The sequence below is a fragment of the Serratia sp. (in: enterobacteria) genome (genome assembly GCF_052400455.1).
GTDB lineage: Bacteria > Pseudomonadota > Gammaproteobacteria > Enterobacterales > Enterobacteriaceae > Serratia > Serratia ureilytica.
In genome coordinates this window covers 74,674-94,240 of record NZ_CP185812.1, presented here as the reverse complement: position 1 = coordinate 94,240, position 19,567 = coordinate 74,674, and the positions used below count along the sequence as shown (strand labels likewise).

Genomic DNA, 19,567 nt, shown 5'->3' with positions numbered 1-19,567 from the left:
GCGTCAATCACTTTTTTTCCCCTGCATTTCAAGTGGTGATAAAAGCGCCATAATGCGCTGCGCCGGGGGTTGCGCAGCGCATTTTACTCAGGCTTTGGCGGTTTTCAGCACCGGCGTCTGCGCACGCAGGAACGGCAGCAGGAACAGCGCCGACAGGCAGGCGGCGATGGAAATCACCACGAAGAAACCGTTCCAGTGCCAGATTTCCATCACCCGCGCGATCGGGTAGCCGGACAGCGCCGCGCCCAGGTAGGCGAACAGGCCGACGAAACCGGTCGCCGCGCCCGCCGCATCTTTATGCGAGCACTCCGCCGCCGCCATGCCGATCAGCATCTGCGGGCCGAAGATGAAGAAGCCGATGGCGAAGAAGCAGCAGGCCTGCAGCAGGTAGGTGACGCCCGGCATCAGCCACAGCGCCGCCACCGACAGGAAGATGCCGATGGCGAAGATCAGGTTCATCGGGCCACGGTTGCCGCGGAACAGCTTGTCGGAACCCCAACCGGCCACCAGCGAACCGATAAAGCCGCCCACTTCAAACAGCGAAATGGCCGAGTTGGCGGTCATCAGCGAATAGCCCTTTTCCTGCGTCAGGTAGAGGTTGCCCCAGTCGTTGATCGCGGTGCGCACGATGTACACCAGCACGTAAGAGACCGCCAGCAGCCAGATGTACTTGTTGGTCAGCACGTAGCGCTTGATGATCTCGCGGTTGCTCAGCCCCTGGCCTTCCGATTCCTGCACCAGCTCCATGGCGTCGTTACGCCATTTGCCGACGCTCGGCAGCCCCAGGGTGGAGGGCTTGTCGCGCAGGCGCCAGCACATCAGCAGGCCGAGCACCACGCCGATGATGCCGGGGATGATCATGCCGTAACGCCAGCTGAAGTGCAGCGAGATAAAGCCCACCAGCAGCGGGATCAGCGCGCCGCCGACGTTGTGCGAAGTGTTCCAAATCGCCCACCAGCTGCCGCGCTCGGAGCGCGAATACCAGCTGGTGAGGATTTTGGAGCACGGCGGCCAGCCCCAGCCCTGGAAGAAGGCATTGAGGATCCACAGCGTGCCGAGCATCAGCAGCGAAGAACTGAGGCCGAAGAAGATATTCAGCACCCCGGTCATGATCAGGCCCAGCCCCATAAAGTAACGCGGGTTGGAACGATCGCTGATCATGCCGGAAATGAATTTCGAGCAGCCGTAGGTGATGTAGAACAGCGTGCCGAGGATGCCGACGTCGGACATCGTCAGGCCCAGATCGCTCAGCATCGCCGGCATGATGAAGTTGAAGCTTTTGCGCGTGAAGTAAAACGCGGCGTAGCCGATGTACATGGTGCACATCAGCTGGATGCGCCAGTATTTGTAGCTGGCGTCGATCTGCCGTTGATCGGTGACCTGCGGCGCATCCGGGCGGCTTTTAAGGAAAGACCACATGTGGAACCTCAGAGGATTGAATAAAGTGCCGCTATGATGCTCCCCGCGCGCGCGGGAGGCTTACGCCGGATTCCCGACGCGGTTAGGAGTTTTTCCTAGTTTTGCGCTTGCGCCGGTGAAACTGTGGGCAAGATCACACTCAAACAGGCGCCCCGCTCAGAGGTGAGCCGCAGGCTGCCGCCGAGAGCGCTGATGCGCTCCTGCATGCCGCGCAGGCCGTACCCCGGCTGATGGTGGTCCGCATCGAAGCCCACACCGTTATCGCGGATGGTCAGGGCAATCTGCGGCGCGGCGCCTTTGCGCGGCTGCAGACGCGCGTCCAATTCCAGGCGGCTGGCGCCGGCGTGGCGGCACACATTGGTCACCCCTTCCTGACACACCCGGTACAGCGTGATTTTCAGCGTTTCATCCAGCAGTTCGTCCGGCACCTGCCACTGCATGCTGCTCACCAGCGAGGCGTCCTGCGGCAGCGACTCCCGCAGCATCGCCGCCACCGCCGCCGACAGCGGCAGGTTGTTCAGCGCCGCCGGCCACAGCTGGGTCAGCACATCGTGCACCCCATCGTAGACCCGCAGCGCTAACGCATCGATGGTGTCGGCGCAGCCGATCACCGCCGGCTCCGGCGCCAGGCGCTTGACGATGCTGGCCTGTGTGCGGATCACGGTGATGGTCTGCCCCACTTCATCGTGCAGCTCGCGCGCCACCTCGCGCCGGGTTTGTTCCTCCGCCGTCACCAGCGCCCGGGCCAGCTGCCGGTTCTCCGCCAGCCGCAGCCGCAGCTGCTGATTCAGTTCGCGCTGGCGCTGAATACCGGCGCCCAGCAGCAGCCCGGTCAGGCTTTGGGCCAGCAGTGACAACAGCAAGTCGCGGTGCGACTCGGGCTGCGGCGGCTCGTTGACCATCAACGCCACGCCGTTGAGCAGCGTCGCCAACAGCGCGCCCTGCCAGCCATAGCGGTAAGACATGAACACGATCGGGATCGCCAGGCAGAAAGGCGCAAAGCGGCGCAGCTCGGCGGCGTTAACCTGCTGCTGCAGCCAGATGCTGAATGCAAACAGCAGCAGATAACTGGCCAGGTGGCCCAGGCGCAGCTCCACCGGCTTGTGGATCAGCCCCGGCTCCAGCGGCACCCAGATTTGGCGCGCCAGATAGTGCCACAACAGCAGGCAAGTCGGCGCGATGGTGAAACCGCCGGTCAGGCCGAGCAGCAGCGCGCGGGCGCCTTCGCCGCTCACCAGCTGCCACACAAGCGCCTGCAGCAAAGCGGCGGCGGCCACCACCGCGCCCTGCAACAGCGGCCAGCGCCATTCGCTGTCGCTCTGCTGATGGCGCAACAGCCACGGCGAGGCCAGCAGGCTGAGCAGCACCGTCAGCACCAGCACCGCCACCGACGCCCACAGCGCCGGGCCGTAGCCGTACTGGTCCGCCAGCAGCGCCATCAGCAGCAGGTCGGCCAGCAGGATCCCCGGCCAGAAACGGTACGGGCTCTGCAGCAAAATGCCCATGCGCAGGCCGAACGGGAACAGCAACAGCGCCTGCCAGGGCGGGTCGATCAGCGCGGTGCCGATGCCCCACAGGCAAAATGCGCTGGCGGCATAGATGAAGAACAGCGCCAGCTGGGTGATCAGACGCTGCGTCACAGGTTCAGCATCCGTCTGGCCAGCTCGACGTTATTGGTGATGCCCAGCTTGGCGAACAGGTTGGCGCGATGCACATGCACCGTCTTCGGCGACAGCCCCAGCGCGGCGGCGATCTCGCGCACCTCCTGGCCCTGCGCCAGCAATAGCGCGATCTCGCGCTCGCGGCGGGTCAACGGATCGACCCTCACCCGCGCCAGCTGCTGGGCGATTTCCGGCATCAGATAGACGCCGCCGCCGGCGACGGTGCGCACGGCGGTGATCAGATCTTCCGGCTTGCAGCGCTTGGAGAGAAAGCCGCTGGCGCCGCGTTCCAGCGCCATTTCCACCAGCGCCGGATTATCGTGCATCGACAGCATCACCACGCGGATGCCGGAGGGAATGTCCGCCAGCAGATCCAACCCGCTGCCGTCGGGCATCGAAATGTCGCAAATGCAGATTTCCGCCTCCAGCCCCGGCAGGCCGGCACGCGCCTGCGCCGCGCTGCTGAACTCGCCCACCACCTGAATATCGGCCTCCAGCGACAGCAGCTGCACAAAGCCCGAACGCACAATGTCATGATCGTCGATAAACGCCACGCGCAGGGTCATGGAAATCTCCGGTTAGAAGGGGAAGTGCGCAAGTATACCGTATGCACACACCGGAATAATTGATGAAGAGAATGTATTGGCGGAAATTACCGGGTGCGCAAGGCACCCGGCGGGAGGGATTACAGGCTGTCAGGCGCCGTTTTATTCTGCGGGAGATGGCACCAGTTGTTTTTATCCACGATGCCGCCGTTCGGCGAGGTGTAGCCGAGGCAACCGAGGATGGTGTCGAACAGCTCGACGTGGCGATGCGTTCTGCCGATGCGCTGCTGCGCCTGCAGTTGCTCAAAGGCGCTGAGGTGCTGCGGGTTCTCGAGGAACTTGTCCGACGCCCACACCATCATCGGCACGCGGAATTGTTCCGGCGGCGCCATTTCGCGCGGCGTGCCGTGCAGGTGCGTATTCTCGCCGATCGACTCGCCGTGATCGGCGGCATAGAACACGATGGCCTTCTTGTCCCGCACCTGGTCGATCACATTACTGATAAAGCTGTCGGTATACAGCACCGTATTGTCGAAGGCGTTGATCAGCTGCGCCTTGGTGCAGGAGTCATCCACCCCCATGCACTCCGGCTGATAGCGCGCATAGCTGCGCGGATAACGCTGCGAGTACAGGTAGTGCGAGCCTTTGGTATGCAGGATCACCAGGTGTTTGCCCTTCGGATAACGCGCCAGCGACTCCTTCATTTCATCCACCAGCAGCATATCGTCGACCGCCTTGCCGTCGTTGCGCTTCTCGGACGCGATCATCTCGCGGAACGAATAGTTGTTCACCTCGGTGTTGTTGTAGAACCACACCTCACTCTGCATGGCGAACAGCTCGGAAGAGAAGCCCAGTTCCTTCATCACCGCGAACACGTTTTGCTCTTTCAGCGTGCGCTGCGGGTTGTCCTCGGTACCGCCTTCGCGCACGAACATGCAGCGCAGCGACAGCTTGGTGGCGGTGTCGCAAGACTCGCCGCGGAACGCCACCAGATTCTTCTCTTTCGACAGGCGCGGCGTAGTATCGCGCTCGTAGCCCAGCATGCCCATGTGATCCCAGCGCGTGGTCTCGCCGATGATGAACACCACGTAGGTATCGTCGATGTCCGCCGGCGGCACATAGGTAAAGTGTTTGCCCGGATCGAACAGCGTGCTCTGATCCTGACTTTCGTCATAGCGGGTATAGGCGAACAGCCCCAGCGCTGACAGCCAGTTAGACGGCAGGTACGAGTGCGCCACCACGCCGCCGTAGCTCGGCAGATCGACGTTGGCGAGCTTCTCCTGCACGCTTTGCTCGTCGTCCAGCATGCGCAGAGGCAGCCAGACCAACGCTACTACCGCCAACAACACCAGCAGCGGTTTGATGCGGTGACCGGGGGTTTTCAGCTGTTCGATCAGGGTGAAGCGCAGGCTGTTTTTCCAGATCAGCAGCAGCGGCAAGGCGCTGAGCGCCACCATCCACAGCACGAAATGCAGGCCGACCACCTCTTTCGACAGATCGATATCGGTGGTCATCACCGACACCACGATGCCGTAGCCGATCACCACGTTGAAAAACGTCATGTAGTAGCTGGCGGCAACCGAAATCAGCACCAGCAGCGAGGCGACGATACGATAAAACAGCCGGCCGCCGAGCGACACCAGCCGCATGATGAAGAACGTGAACAGGACGATAGCGATGACTTCCGTCACCGCCGAAATAAGCTTAATTCCCTGAATGCCGTGCGCCAGCGAATCAAAACGGCGATAAAAAACGGACAGGTTTAGAAAGATGCCGATATAGATCGCTAACAATAACGATAAATTCTGCTGTGATAGCGATTTAACTTTGTTCATGTAACGCGGTGGCTCCGGGGACGGTGTAGCGGTTCTGACTCAGTCAGACACTGATTGCGGCTTCTGGTTCAGCCAACCGGCAATAAGCGTTATTTTGCGAGTAATAATCAAGAGAATTCTCACAAAACGGGCAAAATTTACCGCTTTTTTGAGCACTTTTCAGACGGGATATCAAAGAAAATGGAGGGATAAACCCTCCATTTTTTCCATGGTGTCGGCAAAAAACTTACTTAACGTTCAGCGTAACGTCGATATTGCCGCGGGTGGCGTTGGAATACGGGCACACCACGTGCGCCTTTTTCACCAGATCTTCCGCCACGCTGCGCTCGATGCCCGGCAGCGAAATATCCAACTGCACTTCGATGCCGAAGCCGTTCGGGATTTCACCGATGCCGACGGTACCGTCGATCTTCGCTTCGGCCGGGATTTTGACCTTTTCTTTCGCCGCGACAAACTTCAACGCGCCGAGGAAACAGGCCGAGTAACCGGCGGCGAACAGCTGCTCGGGGTTGGTGACTTCGCCGCCGACGCCGCCCATCTCTTTCGGTACGCCCAGTTTCACGTCCAACACGCCGTCGGAGGAGGTCGCACGGCCGTCGCGGCCGCCGGTTGCGGTGGCGTGAGCGCGGTAAACCACTTTCTCAATAGACATCGTTCATTCCTTCTTGCTGGTTGGCGAGATGACAACAGCCCCCGCGAGGGGTAGCCGGTCACATATATATCTTTTACAATTAAATCGCGCACTACTTATTTTTGACGCTTATTAACCAGTGTAGACCACCCCTGCCGTTCTTGCGTCCGGCGTCGGTGGGTCAAATCTGATCGATCAGGCTGCCGCGCAGCTTTTCCAGCTGCTGTTTGAGCGAGACGATCTCGTCCAGGCTGCAGTCGGTGGCGCACATCACCGCCTCGGGCACCGACTGCGCCCGTTCACGCAGCGCGCGGCCGGCGTCGGTGAGCGCGATGATCACCTGGCGCTCGTCGGTAGTGGCGCGATAGCGCACCAGCAAACCGGCAGTTTCCAGCCGTTTCAGCAGCGGCGTCAGCGTGGCGGAATCGAGGAACAGCCGCTCGCCGATATCCGATACCGTCACCCGATCGCGTTCCCACAGCACCATCATCACCAGATACTGCGGGTAGGTGAGCTCGAGCTGATTCAACAGCTTGCGGTAGACTTTGTGCAGCGCCAGGTTGGCGGAGTACAGCGCGAAACAGAGCTGCTGATCGAGCAGCAGCAGGTTCTTCGCGTTGGGTTGTTCGGTATCGGTGCTTTTCATGTGAGTGAATATAGATAGCGCACGATGTAATCGCAAGCTATTTCTTGTGAGGTATGCTACATTTTTTTCATGCAGAGGATGCCTGGAGGGAAAGGAAATGACGAATACGCTTGCAGAACGCGCGCGCCGCTACGCCACCAAGGCGCATGCGGCCATCGATCAGCGCCGCAAATACACCAACGATCCGTACATCGTCCACCCGCAGGCGGTCATGGAGCTGGTGCGCAGCGTGCCGCACACCGAAGAGATGCTGGCGGCCGCCTGGCTGCATGACACGGTGGAAGACACGCCCACCACCCTCGGCGATATCGAAAGCCACTTTGGGCCGCAGGTAGCGGAGCTGGTGCGGATGTTAACCAACGTCAGCCACGCCGAGGACGGCAACCGCTTCGAGCGTAAAAACCGCGATCGGCGCCACAGCGCCGGCGCATCGCCGCAGGCCAAAACCATCAAACTGGCGGATCTGATCGACAACACCCGCTCGCTGCTGGACTACGACAGCCACTTCGCCCAAACCTATCTGATCGAGAAACAGCGCCTGCTGGAAGTGCTGACCGAAGGCGACCCGACGCTGTGGCGCCAGGCCAGCCATATCGTCGAACAGGGGCTGCTCAGATTACAGCAGCCGCCGCACAACGTGCCGGCCAGCTGGTTTGAGCACGCCCGCCGGCGCTACCGCGAGAACGACGCGGCCTGATCAGAAGGTCACCACCGTTTTCAACGCCGTCACCCAGGCGTCCTGCGTCTCGCTGACGCCCGCCGGATGATGCCAGTATTGCAAGCCCGGCTGCAGCTGCAGCCACGGCGTGACGTTAACGCGGTAGTACAGCTCCGCCGTCACCGAGTGGCCCGGCACCGGCCGGTAGTTCGGATCGTGATAATCGCTGATGCCGCTCATCTCGTTGAGGTAACGCTGATTGTCTTTATAGCGGTCGCTCAGTTTCACCACCGAAACGCCCAGCCCCAGCCAGTCGTCCGGCCGCGCATCGAACAGCCCGCGATAGCGGATGCCGGTCGAAGTGGACCAGTGCAGGTAGTTGCTGCGCTGATCCCCCAGCCCCAGGCTGTAGAACACGCTCAGGCCACGGTTGACGTCATCCGCATGGCGCGTCACCTGCTGGTTGAAACCGGTATACAGGAACCAGGTGCGATCGTGGCTGCGATAGCCCTGCGGATCGCTGGCGCCCGGCCCGCCGGACACCCCTTCATAAAGATCGCGCTGACGCGCATTGGTGAACAGCACGCCCAGGTTATACACCCCCGGCAGCTGGTTGACGGCGTGGGTTTTCAGCTCCAGCTCCATCGGCAACAGGAAGCCTTTGCTGCCCTTGGTGGACCAACTCCAGGCGTGGCTGCGGCTGGGGGCGCTCGGGTTCTGCTCCATCACGCCGCCCTTGAGCGTCAGGCCGTCGGTCAGCTTGTATTGCAGCGTGGTGCCCCAGTAATGCACGTTCCAGTTGTACCAGGTCAACGAATTAGCGGACTTGCCGCCGCACAGCGTCAGCGTCTGAAAATCGCAGGGGATGATCTGATCGAAATCCTGCACCTTGTTCATCATGCCGATACGCCATTGCAGCCGGCTGTCGAGGAAGGAACGGCTGAAGGTCAACCAGCCCAGCCGGGTGATCGACTGCCCGCCAAAGCTCTCCTGCGACAGATCGGTCAGGCCGACGCGCGGGTCCTGCAGCCGATCGCGGGTCAGGTTGTTGTCATGGTTGCGGTTGACGATATTGCCTTCGATCGCCGCGTCCGGAATGCCGGTCAGCGCCTGCAGATCCTGGCTGAAGGTCAGCGAAAATTGGTCGATGTACGACGCCTGTTTATCGTGGTTGTAACCGCCGCCGGCGTTATACGACAGCTGGCTGAGGTAGCCGAGATTATAGTGGAAACCGTGATCCTCCAGGATCGGCCTGATCCCCAGCATATCCCCCAACAGCCCAGGCTGCGGCGGTTCAAAGCCGAGCGCCACCCCTTCCCATTTGGCGGCGGGAGCTTCAACGTCCTTGCCGGTTTGCAGCGTTTCCGCCTGCGCCTGGCTACAGAGCAGCGCCAGCGCCGCCAGGGTCATGGAACGAGGTAATAAGCTTTTCATCATTATTATATTTCTCCGCATAACGGCTGACTGCGGGCAACAGCATTCCCTGGGAGAGAATTTCCCATCATGAACAGCAGCGAATAAGGTTAATTAACGCCCGGCGTTTGCCGCCGGGCTGAAGGGTTAGCGCCGGTCTTTCAGGCTGGCGCCGTTGCTGCGGATCACATCGCGATACCAGTAGAAACTCTTCTTGCGGCGGCGCTCGAGGCTACCGTTGCCGGCATCGTCTCTGTCGACGTGAATGAAGCCGTAGCGCTTCGACATTTCGGCCTTCGAGGCGCTGACCAGATCGATCGGCCCCCAGCTGGTGTAGCCCATCACCTCGACGCCGTCGTCGATCGCCTCGGCCACCTGTACCAGATGGTCATTGAGGTAGTTGATGCGGTAGTCGTCGTTGATGCTGCCGTCGGCCTCGACGCGGTCTTTGGCGCCCAGCCCGTTCTCGACGATGAACAACGGCTTCTGATAGCGGTCGTACAGCACGTTGAGCAGGTAGCGCAGCCCGATCGGGTCGATTTGCCACCCCCACTCCGAACTGGCCAGGTGCGGGTTCGGCACCATATCGAGAATGTTGCCGCGCGCCGTTTCGTACTGCTCCGGGTCGGCGGTAACGCAGCCGCTCATGTAGTAGCTGAACGAGATGAAGTCGATGGTTTCGCGCAGCGTTTGCCGATCTTCCTCGGTGATCGCCACCTGAATGCCGTTTTCACGGAAGAAGCGCTGCATGTAGGCCGGGTAATAGCCGCGCGCCTGCACGTCGCCGAAGAACAGCCAGTCGCGGTTTTGCCGCTGGGTTTCCAGCAGATCTTCCGGCTTGCAGCTCAGCGGATACAGAATGCCGCCCAGCAGCATGTTGCCGATTTGCCCCTCCGGCACGATCTCGTGACAGGCCTTCACCGCTCTGGCGCTGGCCACCAGCTGATGGTGGATCGCCTGATAGACGGCGCTCTTGTCGCTCTCTTGCGGCAGGCCAACCCCGGTGAAGGGCGCGTGCAGCGACATGTTGATCTCATTGAAGGTCAGCCAGTGTTTAACCTTGTGCTTATAGCGTTCGAACACGGTGCGCGCATAGCGCTCGAAGAAATCGATGGTGCGGCGATCGCCCCAGCCGCCGTAGCGCTTCACCAGACCGTAAGGCATCTCATAGTGCGACAGCGTGATCAGCGGCTGAATGCCGTATTTCGCCATCTCATCGAACAGCCGATCGTAAAACGCCAGCCCGGCTTCGTTCGGGGTCTCTTCATCGCCCTGCGGGAAAATGCGCGTCCAGGCGATCGAGGTGCGCAGGCACTTGAAACCCATCTCGGCGAACAGCGCGATATCCTCCGGGTAACGATGATAGAAATCGATCGCCACGTCCTTGATGCCGCTGTCGCCCGCCGTGCGCGGCGTGATGGCGCCGAAGATGCCCTGCGGCTGCAGATCGGAGGTCGACAGCCCCTTGCCGTCGGCCTGATACGCGCCTTCTACCTGGTTCGCCGCTACCGCGCCGCCCCACAGAAAATGTTGCGGAAACTTGCCGTTCATCGCTTGCTCCTCAATTAACGTAATAAAGTCAGCAGCGGCGCCTGTTCCTGCACCGGAGACAGGCCGCTGGTCAACACGTCCACGTAGTCATCGCTGTTGCTGATGATGATCGGCGTGGTGGTGTCATAGCCGGCGGCATGGATCGCCGCCTGGTCGAACTCGATCAGCAGATCGCCCGGCGCGATCCGCTCGCCTTCCCGCACGTGGGCGGTGAAATGCGCCCCGTCGAGCTTCACGGTATCGATGCCGACGTGGATGAGAATCTCCGCGCCGTCGTCCGATTCGATGCCGATGGCGTGTTTGGTTTTGAACAGCGACGCCACGCTGCCGCTCACCGGCGCCACCACTCGCCCCTGCTGCGGCGCGATCGCCACCCCTTTCCCCAGCAGGCCGCTGGCGAAGGTCGCGTCGTTCACCTGCTCCAGCGGCACGATGTCGCCGGCGATCGGGCTGAGAATGGCCTGCTTGCGGTTAAGCGGCGCGGCGGCTTCAGGCTGCGCCGTCTCTTCCGCCGGCGCGACGCCGAACAGGTAGCTGGCCAGCGCGGCGAACACAAACGACAGCAGAGTGCCGCCGATCGCGCCCCACACCGTGGCGTCGATGCCGCCGTTGGGAATGATTTGCGCGAAGGTGAACACGTTCACCAGGCCGAACGAGTAGACCGAGGTATGGAAGTAACCGATCACCGCCCCGCCCAGCGCGCCGCCGATGCAGCCGAAGATAAACGGACGCTTGTTCGGCAGGGTGACGCCGTACACCGCCGGTTCGGTGATGCCGAAAATCCCGGCGCCGATGGCCGAACCGGACAGCGCCCGCAGCTTGGCGTCGCGGGTGCGCAGCATCACGCCCAGCGTGGCGCCGACCTGCCCCATCACCGCCGGCAGCAGCAGCGGCACCATGGTGTCGCGCCCCAGCACGCTCAGGTTGTTGATCATCAACGGCACCAGCCCCCAATGCAGGCCGAAGATCACGCACACCTGCCACATCGCCCCCATGAAAGCGCCGGCGATGATCGGGTTGAAGGCGTAAATGGCCTGATAGCCGTTGGCCAGCAGATGGCTGAGCCAGGTCGCCGCCGGGCCGATCAGCAGGAAGGTCAGGGGCACGGTGATCGCCAGACACAGCAGCGGCGTGATGAAATTGCGCAGCGCGCTGTGGATCACCCGGTTAAACAGCGGCTCCAGACGGCAGGATACCCAGGCCGCAAAGATGATGGGGATCACCGACGAGCTGTAGTTGATAAAAGTCAGCGGAATGCCGAAGAAATATTCGCGCACCGCGCCCGGCTGTTGCGCCGCCTCGAACGCCGCCATCATCAGCGGATGCGTCAACGCGCCGCCGATCGCCATGGTGACGAACGGGTTGCCGCCGAATTTTTTCCCGGCGGTGTAGCCGAGCATGATCGGGAAGAAATAGAACAATGCGTCGCTGGCGGCGAACAACATTTTAAAGGCGCCGCTGCTTTCCAGCAGCCAGCCGCAGGCCAGGCTCAGCGCCAGCAATCCCTTCAACACCCCCGAGGCAGCCATCACCCCGAGCAATGGGGTGAAGATGCCGGAAACCACGTCGATAAAGCGGCTGAGCAGATTGTCTTTTTTACCGTCCGCATCGCTGCCGCTCGACGCGCCTTCGGCCAACCCGCCGACCCGGTTGACCGCGTCGAACACCTCGGCCACGTGGTTGCCTACCACCACCTGAAACTGGCCGCCGCTCTCCACCACCATGATGACGCCCGGGTTTTTCTTCAGCGCTGCCGCGTTGGCGCGGCGGTCGTCACGCAGCTTGAAACGCAGGCGGGTGGCGCAATGCACCAGGCTTTTCACATTGTCGCGGCCACCGACGCCGGCCAAAATCTCACTGGCTAATGTGTCATATTTCATACGGTTATCCTTAGACTTCACGTTCTGCCGATCCCGCCTTTGCGCTGGCCTGGCGCAGGAGCGAAATTCGGCGCAAAAAAAAACCTAAACCTCGCGGTCTCTGCCCCATCGGGGAACAGAAACGCGAGGTTTAGGTTTTGCCTGCCGCAGCAGTAACAACCCTAAATCGGTTGAGTTATGACGTTAACACCGCAGATTTTAGCGGGGCAAGGCTTGGCGACGGCAAATTGCCGAACTGTGATCGCAAAGGCAAAACGGCCTCAATGCGCGAAATAATGCATGCCGCCCTCTACCGGGATCACTGCGCCGATGATATATCGCGCGAGCGATAGAGAGGGATGAAAGAGTATCGCCTGGCTTCACGTCAAAAAACATAAGATTAACTAACCTAATAATTCACTATCAAGCTAAAGCGAAACACGCATTTTCCAGCGGCCAATCGGCTTTTCTGGCAACATTCGCAGCCATTAAGGCAAATACATCGCCAAACCTCATCGAATATTGTTAGCATTCCACGATATTCACCCGCGCAAAAATCACCGTGCGCAATTGAACACGGCGAATAAACATCAGAATAACTAATTAAAACAACTAGACAAAAATCACACGGGGGATTATTACTGGTCAACGCTTAATCGAGAGTAGGGATGACAGTCACCATGGTGTTGCGTACTGATGTAGGACGGATTTTGATTACCGGCGCCGGCGGCCGAGTCGCCACCGCGTTTCGCCAGGCAGTGGGCGATCGCTATGCATTGCGGCTGGCGGAACGAGATCTCGCTCTGTTGCGCGATCGCCGGCCCGACGATGAGGTCATCAGCTTCAACATCGCCGATCTCGACGCCTGCCGTGAGGCCTGCGCCAATATCGACACCGTGTTGCACCTGGCCGCCGATCCGGCTCCCGACGCCGATTTTTGCGGTTCGCTGATGGACAACAACATTCTCGGCACCTTCAATATCTTCCGCGCGGCGAAAGACGCCGGCTGCCGCCGGGTGGTATTCGCCAGCAGCGCGCAGGCGGTGGAAGGCTACCCGCTCGATTATCAAATCCGCCCGGATGACGCGCCGAAGCCGAAAAATCTGTACGGCGCCAGCAAGGCGTTCGGCGAAGGCATCGCCGCCTATTTCGCCCATCAGGAGGGGCTTTCCGCCCTGTCGGTGCGCATCGCCAACTTCACCACTCTGTGCCGGGGCGAACAGCTTAGCGCCCGCGACATGAGCGCTTTTCTCAGCCATCGCGACGCCACCGATCTGCTGGATCGCTGCATTCGTGTCGAAGGGGTGCAATATGCGGTGGTGCACGGGGTTTCCAATAACCGCTATACGCGTTTGTCGCTGGAAGAGACCCGTCGCCTGCTCGGCTACGCCCCGCAGGACGATGCGTTCAGCCTGCTCGGCTTTGAGTGAGCGCGGCGGGGAACCCCGCCGCACGTTATCGTTTAACCGTTGGCGTAGGCCACTTTTTCGGCCTGACGGTGGGTGAACAGCACCAGCAACAGCGCCAATCCGGCAATAATAGCCCCCATCACCGGCACGAAGCTGTATCCCAGCCCGGCGGAGACTACCGCGCCACCGGCGGCGGCGCCCAGCGCATTGCCCAGGTTAAAGGCGCCGATGTTGACCGAGGACGACAGGCCCGGCGCTTCGCTGGCGACACGCATCACGCGCATCTGCAGCGGCGGCACCACGGCAAAGGTCGCCGCCCCCCAAATCACCATGCTGACCGCGGCGCCGATTTCACTGCGCGCCAGGAACGGGATCACCAGCATAATGACCACCAGCAGCAGCAAGAAACCCTTCAGCGTCGCGCTCTCGGAACGGTCGGCGAATTTGCCGCCCAGGTAGTTGCCGATGGAGAAACCGACGCCGATCAACACCAGCATGACCGTCACGAACAGCGGCGTCGCATCGGTGATGTGCTGCAACACCGGCGAGATATAGGTATAGAGCGTGAACATCGCGCCCGCGCCCAGCACGGTCGTCAGCAAGGCGGACAGCACCTGCGGGCGCACCAACACCGACAGCTCGCGTTTCACATCCGGACGTGCGCCGGCGCTGCCTTTCGGCAACGAGAACCACAGCCCCAGCATGGCGATCACGCCCAGCCCGGCCGTCGCCAGGAACGACATGCGCCAGCCGATGGTTTCACCCAGCCAGGTCGCGGCCGGCACCCCGCCGATATTGGCGATGGTCAGGCCCATAAACATGGTCGCCACGGCGCTGGCCTGTTTCTCTTTCGGCACCACGCTGGCGGCCACCACTGAACCGAGGCCAAAGAACGCGCCGTGGTTCAGGCTGGTGATGATGCGCGACAGCATCAGGGTGGTGTAGTCAGGCGCAACCGCCGACAGCACGTTACCCAGGGTAAAGATCGCCATCAGGAAGATCAGCGCGCTTCTGCGCGCCCGGTGAGAAAGCAGCAACGTCATCAGCGGAGCGCCGACCATCACGCCAACGGCGTAGGCGCTGATCAACATGCCTGCCATCGGGATGGAGACGTCCACCCCTTTGGCGATCGTCGGCAGCAACCCCATCGGGGAAAACTCGGTCGTGCCGATGCCGAACGCCCCCACCGCCAGGGCTAATAAGGGAAAGTTAATTTTCATTCAACAACTCCGGTTAACCGCTGCCGAAGCGCGGGAAAGTTAAGATGCCAAAAGTATGACATTGATCACACCAAAGATAAGCAGGCGGAAGGCTAAAAGACTTTTGCGATTTTGTTAAAAATCGTGGGGAAAACAGCAGCCGACTCTATCTCAGCCACGCGCCGACAGGCAATAGCCGCCATCGCCCGTGCGCACATCGGGTTCATTCTCGCCATCTGGCCCACCCGCCATACCGGCTCACCGGCGGCTGCCGCGACTATTGAACACAGAGCAAAAGTGTTTTGTTATTGTGCGCGTTCTTAGAATTAAACGACGAAATATAATGGCCTCAGCAAAACATCATCGCCCCACGGCCTAATTCACATGAGGGAAGCGCCATGCTTTTTGACTCGTATTCTTTAAACGGTTTATTGCTGAACAATCGCATCGTCATGCCGCCCATGACCCGTTCACGGGCCGGCGCCGGCGACGTCGCCACCGACATGATGGCTGAATATTATGCCCAGCGCGCCAGCGCCGGGCTGATCGTCAGCGAAGGCACGCAGATCAGCCAGCAGGGCCAGGGTTATGCCTGGACGCCCGGCATTTACACCCCGGAACACATCGCCGGTTGGAAAAAAGTCACCGACGCCGTACATCAGGCCGGCGGCAAGATCTTCGCGCAGCTTTGGCACGTCGGCCGCGTGTCGCATACCATTTTACAGCCTGGCCACGCCGCGCCGGTCTCCTCCTCCGCCATCCAGGCCGACGGGGTCAAGGTGTTCGTGGATGTCGAAGGCCGCGGGCCAGAGCATGGCGTGGGTGAAATGGTGCAGCACTCCGCACCGCGCGCCTTAACGCGGGAAGAAATTCCGGCGATCGTCAACGACTACGCCCAGGCGGCCCGCAACGCCATTGCCGCCGGTTTCGACGGCGTAGAGCTGCACGGCGCGAATGGCTATCTGATCAATCAGTTTATCGACTCGCGGGAGAATCAGCGCGACGACGAATACGGCGGTTCACTGCAAAATCGCCTGCGTTTCCTGCGGGAGGTGGCGCAGGCGGTGGCGGACGCCATCGGCAAAGAGAAACTGGGCGTGCGTCTGGCGCCGCTGACCACCCTGATGGGCTCGCAGGACGATACCCCGGAAGCCACCTATCTGGCGGCGGCCAGCGTGCTGAACGATATCGGCGCCGCTTACATTCACATCGCCGAAGCGGACTGGGATGACGCTCCGGTGATGCCGGCGGCGTTCAAAGAGTCGCTGCGCCTGATTTTCCGCGGCACGCTGATTTACTCGGGCAAATACACGCGTGAACGCGCTGAAGAAGCGCTGGCCAAAGGCTGGGCGGATCTGATCGGCTTCGGCCGCCCGTTCATCGCCAACCCGGATCTGCCTCACCGCCTGCAACACGGGCTGGCGCTGAATGCGCCAATCAAAGAGAAATTCTTCGGCGGCAGCCGGGAAGGCTACACCGATTACCCGACGATCGGGTAAATATGTTCAGCCCCCCGAGCCTGCAAGTGCGGGGGGCTTCGCTGGCTTGGTAAACAACGCTCTTCTGAATAAGCGACATAACCCAGATTTTCAGTGTCCGCACGATAAATAAAAAATAAATCGAAAACCTTAGATATAAAATAATAAATTAAACATTTTCATTGCAATTTTTTATTAGAATACAAAAAAACAAAACATATAAAAACAATATAAATTGAAATAAAAACAATGAAGCCAAGAAAAATGAAAACTTAAAACACAATATTAAATCAAAATTTAAACACATAACCCGTATTTCCCAGACAGGGTTGAATATATATGCGAACGTGTAAATATCTTTCCGAACAGCGCTATTGTGGCGCTGCGTTGATTAAGGAAAGATCTTATGTCTAAATCACCTATTGGCACTACAGCCACGACAGGGCAAAAATGCCCGGAAAGCGGCGTCTGGGAAGTGGTCGGCAAACCCTCAACCACAGCGCCAATCGCTAAAGGCAATATCATGCCGCCCTATGGCGGCAAAGGGGTCACCTGGAAATTGATCCAATACGCATAATCCGTCGTCTTCAGGCCTCTTTTTTCAAAAGGGGCCTCGCAGAGAAAACGTATTCATTCCTTATTTCATCTCTTCCCGCTGCGCACCTTGCCCGCGCGCATTTCGATGTTCTGCTGCAGTTCGCGCAGCCCGCCGACCAGGAAGCAGGCTTCCGCCAGCACGAACAGCGGGCCGATGATCAGGCCCGTCACGTCGTCCATAAACGCCGGTTTTCGCCCCTCCCAGAAATGCCCGACAAACTGAAACAGCCAGCCGATGACGAAGCCGCCGATGCCGACGCTCAGCCACGCCGCCGTCGACAGCGACGCCACCCAGGCGCCGAACACGAGGTACAGCAGCAGCAACGCCAGCATCATGACGCCAAGGCGCAGACTCAGCCGCAGGTAATAGAGAGCCGAGACGATCACCACCGCGCAGGCCGGCGAGAACGGCAGCCATCCCGCGCCCCATGCCGGCCGGGAGAGCAGCGCCAGCAGGCTGACGACGATCAGGGGGATGCCGATAAAGTGCGTAACAATATTGCGCGCATCGCGATGATAGGCGGCATAAGCGGCCAGTTGATCTTCCAGACTTCGCATGTTGACCTCCGGTATGTGCGGCCTTCGTCGCCGAACGCGCGCAGCTGCAACGGGCCCAGTGCTTAGATCATAGACGATACGAATGGCAGCAAGCGCCACCGAAACGCGCTCGGCGAAAATGTTGGCTGTGACGTAAACCATTACCCTTTACTGCTGGCGCCCCCCTGCGCCGGCAGGGGCAAGTTTATGGTGATTAACAACCCTTGGTCGACCGGCAGACTGGCTTTGATCGTTCCGTGATGGGCAGCGCAAATCGCTTTCGCAATGGAGAGCCCGAGCCCACTGCCGCCGGAATCGCGCGCGCGGGACGTTTCACCGCGAGTAAAACGCTCAAACATTTGCGGCAAATAATCCTGTGCAACGCCAGGCCCCGTATCTTGAAACGCCAACACGATTTCCTGCGCGGTCTGTTCGAGACGAATGCACATTCGATCGCCCTGACTACAATAACGAAGCATATTCTCGATTAGTATGCTGAATACTTGGCCGAGTCTGAATTCATCCCCAATAAAATGAAGCGGCCCGCCCTCCTCGATAGAGATGGACATGCCCGCAGCCTCCAACTGAGGTTTGAGCCAGGCCACCCTCTCCTTTAACACGCTATTGATAGTAAAAACGTTTTTACTTAATTTCAGTTGGCCCGCACTGGCCAGAGAGAGGAAATACAGATCGTCGGTAAGGTAACTCAGATTTTTTAATTGCGTCATCACCATATTCAGCTGTTCCTGACTCGCAGGAAAAACGTTGTCTATCATGCCCTGAAGGCGGCCCATAGCTCCGGTCAACGGTGAACGCAACTCATGGGCCAACGCCACATGCGACGCTTTTATTTCGCGTTCGTATAAAGCGAGCTTATTGACCATCTCATTGAAGTTTATCGAGAACCTGATGATTTCATCAGGACACGCCTGAACCAGCTCGGCTTCGTGCTTAAAATTTCCCCGAGCCACGGTTTCCGCAACGTCGGTGAGATTTCGAAATTGGGCAGTAAGAGGGCGTGCGATGCGCACGCACATTAACGTTATCAATGGAACGACGACGATCAGAAAAATAAGCAGCCATCCCCAATTTAAAGAAGTCAGCGAAGGCGTGCTGTAATCCAGCCCCCAATACGTATCGACGATCTGATGGAACGCCTCTATGTCCAGGCTGGGGTTCTCTCGCAGCACCAAGAATCTTTCGTAAACCGATGCCGGCATTTCATGAATGACGTAAAAATACTGGGCAGCAAAAATGCCCCACATCGCCAGAATAATGGTAAAAAGCGTCACGATGGCGACGATGACGATGCGAACAGACACCCAAAACAAAAGAGATTTATTTTTCCTTTTCATGATTTGCAAAACCTATAGCCGACGCCGCGCACATTAAAAATCACGTTATCAACGCCTGCCGCTTCAAGCTTCCGTCTTAAATTATAAACATGCGTATCCACCACTCTTTCGAGCGCATCGCTTTCAGGTAAACATTTTTCAAGCAAAAACTGACGGCTTAACGGCCTCGTTGAGGCTTTCATCAACGTGCCGAGCAGGGAAAATTCGGTTAATGTTAAATCCAGCGTGAGAGCGCCGCTCGCGCTCGTTGCCACCCTCGCCACCATATTAGCGAGATCCAGTTCGAGCCGTTCCCAGCGCAATATTTCTTCGCCTGCCAGCTGATTCCCGCCGCTTCGCCTTAACACTGCCTGCACGCGTGCCATAACTTCGCCGGGGTTATAGGGTTTAACGATATAATCATCCGCACCATAGCGAAGAGCGCCAATTTTATCATGAGGTTCCCCCATGGCCGTGATCATGATAACCGGCGTATTCACCTTGCGCCTGAGCGCCGCCAGGATTTCAGTTCCATTCATATCAGGCAACATCACATCTAATAATATGAGATCGGGCTTCCAGCTCAACGCCGTATTTAAACCCATCAGCCCATTTCCCACCACCGCGACCTGATAACCTTCACGCTTAAGATAAGCCTCCAGCACATTTGCCGCATCGACATCGTCTTCGATGACTAGAACCCGTTTATTTTGCATCTCATCCCCCTGAAGGATCTTCGCTATTTATTGATTATTTGTTGACGATTAATTGACAAATCGTCGGCATACTCCGCCT

Annotated in this window: 17 protein-coding genes; 4 read left to right on the top strand and 13 right to left on the bottom strand. The window is 59.3% G+C overall.

Features of this window, described 5'->3' with window-relative positions; all coding sequences use genetic code 11:
- Positions 1-87: 87 nt before the first annotated feature.
- The 6 genes from ACORQT_RS00430 to ACORQT_RS00405 form a co-directional block, all read right to left on the bottom strand.
- Complete coding sequence (locus ACORQT_RS00430; protein ID WP_033645063.1) at positions 88-1,419, bottom strand: MFS transporter; 1,332 nt, start codon at positions 1,417-1,419, stop codon at positions 88-90.
- Between the two features lie 95 nt (positions 1,420-1,514).
- Positions 1,515-3,059: a signal transduction histidine-protein kinase/phosphatase UhpB gene (gene uhpB, locus ACORQT_RS00425; RefSeq protein WP_033652277.1), complete on the bottom strand. Its 1,545-nt coding sequence runs from the start codon at positions 3,057-3,059 to the stop codon at positions 1,515-1,517.
- Entirely contained in the window at positions 3,056-3,646 is a 591-nt protein-coding gene (gene uhpA / locus ACORQT_RS00420; RefSeq protein ID WP_047573183.1) for a transcriptional regulator UhpA, read from the bottom strand. Before uhpA ends, uhpB begins: the two co-directional genes overlap by 4 nt.
- A 119-nt stretch (positions 3,647-3,765) precedes the next feature.
- Positions 3,766-5,460, bottom strand: coding sequence for a kdo(2)-lipid A phosphoethanolamine 7''-transferase (gene eptB / locus ACORQT_RS00415; protein ID WP_164057690.1), 1,695 nt, complete (start codon positions 5,458-5,460; stop codon positions 3,766-3,768).
- A 226-nt stretch (positions 5,461-5,686) separates the two neighbouring features.
- The gene (locus tag ACORQT_RS00410) at positions 5,687-6,112 is read right to left on the bottom strand and encodes an organic hydroperoxide resistance protein (RefSeq protein WP_147881000.1); all 426 of its coding nucleotides are present in this window, start codon (positions 6,110-6,112) and stop codon (positions 5,687-5,689) included.
- Between the two features lie 160 nt (positions 6,113-6,272).
- Entirely contained in the window at positions 6,273-6,737 is a 465-nt protein-coding gene (locus tag ACORQT_RS00405) for a MarR family winged helix-turn-helix transcriptional regulator (protein WP_033652279.1), read from the bottom strand.
- Positions 6,738-6,834: 97 nt separating this feature from the next.
- Between ACORQT_RS00405 and ACORQT_RS00400 the strand changes: the two genes are divergently transcribed.
- Positions 6,835-7,434 carry an HD domain-containing protein gene (locus ACORQT_RS00400; protein WP_033652280.1) on the top strand — a complete coding sequence of 200 codons (600 nt, stop codon included), beginning with the start codon at positions 6,835-6,837 and terminating at the stop codon, positions 7,432-7,434.
- Here the strand turns inward: ACORQT_RS00400 and ACORQT_RS00395 are convergent, their stop codons facing one another.
- The 3 genes from ACORQT_RS00395 to bglF form a co-directional block, all read right to left on the bottom strand.
- Positions 7,435-8,805, bottom strand: coding sequence for a carbohydrate porin (locus ACORQT_RS00395; RefSeq protein WP_439080372.1), 1,371 nt, complete (start codon positions 8,803-8,805; stop codon positions 7,435-7,437).
- A 150-nt stretch (positions 8,806-8,955) separates the two neighbouring features.
- Entirely contained in the window at positions 8,956-10,359 is a 1,404-nt protein-coding gene (locus ACORQT_RS00390; RefSeq protein WP_164057691.1) for a glycoside hydrolase family 1 protein, read from the bottom strand.
- 14 nt (positions 10,360-10,373) lie between these two features.
- Positions 10,374-12,239, bottom strand: a complete 1,866-nt coding sequence (gene bglF, locus ACORQT_RS00385; RefSeq protein ID WP_033652281.1) for a PTS beta-glucoside transporter subunit IIABC — start codon at positions 12,237-12,239, stop codon at positions 10,374-10,376.
- Positions 12,240-12,898: 659 nt separating this feature from the next.
- On the opposite strand from bglF, the gene ACORQT_RS00380 reads away from it, so the two are divergent.
- Positions 12,899-13,648: an NAD-dependent epimerase/dehydratase family protein gene (locus ACORQT_RS00380; protein ID WP_047025973.1), complete on the top strand. Its 750-nt coding sequence runs from the start codon at positions 12,899-12,901 to the stop codon at positions 13,646-13,648.
- A gap of 32 nt (positions 13,649-13,680) precedes the next feature.
- On the opposite strand, the gene ACORQT_RS00375 is transcribed toward ACORQT_RS00380, so the two are convergent.
- Positions 13,681-14,847: an MFS transporter gene (locus ACORQT_RS00375; protein WP_033645072.1), complete on the bottom strand. Its 1,167-nt coding sequence runs from the start codon at positions 14,845-14,847 to the stop codon at positions 13,681-13,683.
- Positions 14,848-15,224: 377 nt separating this feature from the next.
- On the opposite strand from ACORQT_RS00375, the gene ACORQT_RS00370 reads away from it, so the two are divergent.
- A complete protein-coding gene (locus ACORQT_RS00370) occupies positions 15,225-16,325 on the top strand; it encodes an alkene reductase (RefSeq protein WP_033652284.1) in 1,101 nt (366 codons plus the stop codon).
- Positions 16,326-16,710: 385 nt separating this feature from the next.
- Positions 16,711-16,881: a hypothetical protein gene (locus ACORQT_RS00365; protein WP_162837995.1), complete on the top strand. Its 171-nt coding sequence runs from the start codon at positions 16,711-16,713 to the stop codon at positions 16,879-16,881.
- A 65-nt stretch (positions 16,882-16,946) separates the two neighbouring features.
- Here ACORQT_RS00365 and ACORQT_RS00360 read toward each other — a convergent pair whose 3' ends face one another.
- The 3 genes from ACORQT_RS00360 to ACORQT_RS00350 form a co-directional block, all read right to left on the bottom strand.
- Positions 16,947-17,459 carry an Mpo1 family 2-hydroxy fatty acid dioxygenase gene (locus tag ACORQT_RS00360; RefSeq protein WP_164058169.1) on the bottom strand — a complete coding sequence of 171 codons (513 nt, stop codon included), beginning with the start codon at positions 17,457-17,459 and terminating at the stop codon, positions 16,947-16,949.
- A 140-nt stretch (positions 17,460-17,599) separates the two neighbouring features.
- On the bottom strand, positions 17,600-18,793 hold the full coding sequence (locus ACORQT_RS00355; protein ID WP_197801867.1) for a sensor histidine kinase: 1,194 nt from the start codon (positions 18,791-18,793) through the stop codon (positions 17,600-17,602).
- Complete coding sequence (locus tag ACORQT_RS00350; protein ID WP_033652287.1) at positions 18,790-19,488, bottom strand: response regulator; 699 nt, start codon at positions 19,486-19,488, stop codon at positions 18,790-18,792. Before ACORQT_RS00350 ends, ACORQT_RS00355 begins: the two co-directional genes overlap by 4 nt.
- Positions 19,489-19,567 lie beyond the last annotated feature (79 nt).